The organism is Streptomyces botrytidirepellens (assembly GCF_003721215.1).
Classification (GTDB): Bacteria; Actinomycetota; Actinomycetes; order Streptomycetales; family Streptomycetaceae; genus Streptomyces; species Streptomyces himastatinicus.
This window is the reverse complement of sequence record NZ_RIBZ01000526.1, coordinates 1-2,470: the sequence shown is the minus strand read 5'-3', so window position 1 is coordinate 2,470 and position 2,470 is coordinate 1. Positions and strand designations below refer to the sequence as shown.

Annotated in this window: 3 protein-coding genes; all 3 read left to right on the top strand. The window is 75.3% G+C overall.

All coding sequences use genetic code 11. The features are described from left to right. Positions 1–660 (top strand): PucR family transcriptional regulator (locus EEJ42_RS32340; RefSeq protein ID WP_184503375.1); only part of this gene is annotated, 660 nt, incomplete at its 5' end. A 156-nt stretch (positions 661–816) separates the two neighbouring features. Then, on the top strand, positions 817–1,596 hold the full coding sequence (locus EEJ42_RS32335) for an IclR family transcriptional regulator (protein ID WP_123105483.1): 780 nt from the start codon (positions 817–819) through the stop codon (positions 1,594–1,596). Further along, complete coding sequence (locus EEJ42_RS32330) at positions 1,593–2,459, top strand: SMP-30/gluconolactonase/LRE family protein (RefSeq protein WP_123105481.1); 867 nt, start codon at positions 1,593–1,595, stop codon at positions 2,457–2,459. The genes EEJ42_RS32335 and EEJ42_RS32330 overlap by 4 nt, the downstream gene beginning before the upstream one ends. The last annotated feature ends 11 nt before the right edge of the window (positions 2,460–2,470 follow it).

The window sequence follows — 2,470 nt, the reverse complement described above, 5'->3', positions numbered from 1 at the left end:
GACGCCCTCGCCGAGCGGGCGGCCCGGATCGGCTGGCCGCTGCCCGAGCGGGTCGCCGTCGCCGTCCTGCTGCGCCCCGCGCGCGAGGCGCTGGCCCCCGCCGTCGGCCGGGACGTCCTCCTCGACATGGAGTGCGAGCAGCCCCGCATGGTGCTCCCCGACCCCGAGGAGGCGGGCCGCCCCGAGCTGCTGCGCCGCGCCACCGCCGGGTGGTCGGGCGCGGTCGGCCCGCCCGTACCGCTCGCCGAGGCCGCCAAGTCGCTGCGCTGGGCCGAGGCCGCGGTCCGGCTCATGGAGCGCGGGCTGCTGCCCGCCGGGGAGGTGCTGCACTGCACCGAGCACACCGAGGCGCTGGTGCTGCTGCCCCCGGAGGAGCTGATCGACGCCCTGGCCCGCCGCCGCCTCGCCCCGCTCGCCGGATGCGGCCCCGCCCAGGGGCGCCGCCTCGCCGAGACGCTGCTGGCGTGGCTGGAGACGCGGGGCGGGGCGCCGGAGATCGCGGACCGGCTGGGAGTGCATCCACAGACCGTGCGCTATCGGCTCCGGCAGATCAGGGAGCTGTGGGGCGACGAGGTCGAGGACCCGGACCGCCGCTTCGAACTGGAGCTGGTGCTGCGGGCGCAGCGCCTCCGCGGCGATCTGCTGCCGCCCACACCGTAGCGGTTTCGCGGCGCCTCCGTATTGTCGGTGACCTCGGGGTCTTTGCCCGGCCATTGCCGGGAGAAGTGGCCTGCGCGTAACCTGTGTTCGCGATACCGGCCACCGGCCGGAATCTCGAACACTTGCCATCTGGACCAGAAGGGGTGGGCGAACCACATGGGACGCCTCGTGCCCGCGGTGACCCGGGCTCTGGACATTCTCGAACTGTTCCTCGACGGCGACGGTACGCTCTCCGCCCCCGAGATCACCCGCCGCCTCGGACTGCCCCGGACCACCGTCCATGAGCTGGTGACCACTCTGGCCGCCCGCTCGTATCTGGTCCACGTGCCCGACCAGCCCGGCCGCTACCGGCTCGGCGTGCGCCCGTACCAGCTCGGCAGCCGGTACGCGGAACAGCTCGACCTGGCCGCCGAGGGCCAGCAGGTGGCCCGGAGCGTCGCCGAGACCTGCGACGAGACCGTCCATGTCGCCATTCTGGAGGGCACGGACGTCATCTACATCGCCAAGGTCGACTCCACCCACGCCGTCCGCATGGTCTCCGCCGCGGGCCGCAGGCTGCCCGCCCACTGCACCTCGGTCGGCAAGATGCTGCTCGCCTCCCTCCCGGAGGACGAGCTGACCGCCCGGTTCCCCGAGGACCGGCCGCTCGTCGCCATGACGGACAACAGCATCACCTCCGCGGCCGAGCTGCACCGCCACCTGGCCGCCGTGCGGGAGCACGGCATCGCGGTCGAGCGGCAGGAGTCCAACCCCGACGTGAGCTGCGTGGCCGCGCCGGTGCGGGATTCGGCGGGCAAGGTGGTGGCGGCGCTGTCCATCTCGGTGCCGACGATCCGCTGGAGCGAGGAGCGCCGGGCGGAGCTGGAGGAACTGGCGGCCAAGGGCGCGGGCGAGCTGTCCGTCCGCCTGGGGCACCGGAGGGGGCGCGGCGTATGAGCGGGCGTACGGCATCGCGATGGGACGTGGCGGTCCGGGCGACCGCCGAGCTGGGCGAGGGCCCCACCTGGGACGCGACGGCCGGGCGGCTGATCTGGGTGGACATCCTCTCCGCCCGCGTCCACACCTACGACCCGGCCACCGGCCGCAGCACCACCCTGGCCACCGAGCAGCACGTCGGCGCGGCGAAGCCGCGGGCAGGCGGCGGGCTGGTGGTCAACCTGCGCGACGGGGTCGGGCTGTACGACGCCGCGGCGGCCTTCCGCTGGCTGGTCCGGGACCCCGTCCCCGGTCGCCGCGGCAACGACGCGGCCGTCGCCCCGGACGGTTCGCTGTGGGCGGGCACCATGCGCTACGACGAGGCGGCGGGCGGCGGCACCCTGTCCCGCGTCGGCTCCGACGGCTCCGCGGCGGAGATCCTGCCGGACGTGGCGGTCAGCAACGGCACCGGCTGGAGCCCGGACGGCCGCCTCATGTACTACGTCGACTCCCCGACCCGGCGCATCGACGTCTTCGACGTGACGGGGGAGGGCGACGTCACCGGCCGACGTCCCCTCGCCCACATCGAGGACGGCGCGGGCTTCCCGGACGGGCTGTGCGTGGACGCCGACGGGTGTGTGTGGGTCGCCCTCTGGGACGGCGCCGCGATCCGCCGCTACACCCCCGACGGCACACTCGATCGGGTGATCCGGCTGCCCTTCCCCCGCCCCACCGCGTGTGCCTTCGGCGGGGCCGATCTCCGTGATCTGTACGTGTCCTCGGCCCGGGTCGGCCTCGGCGCCGCGGCCCCGCCGCTGGCGGGGTCGGTGCTGGTCATCGCGGACGCGGGGCGGGGGCTGGCGCAGCCCGCGTTCGCGGGCTGAGCGCGGCCGGG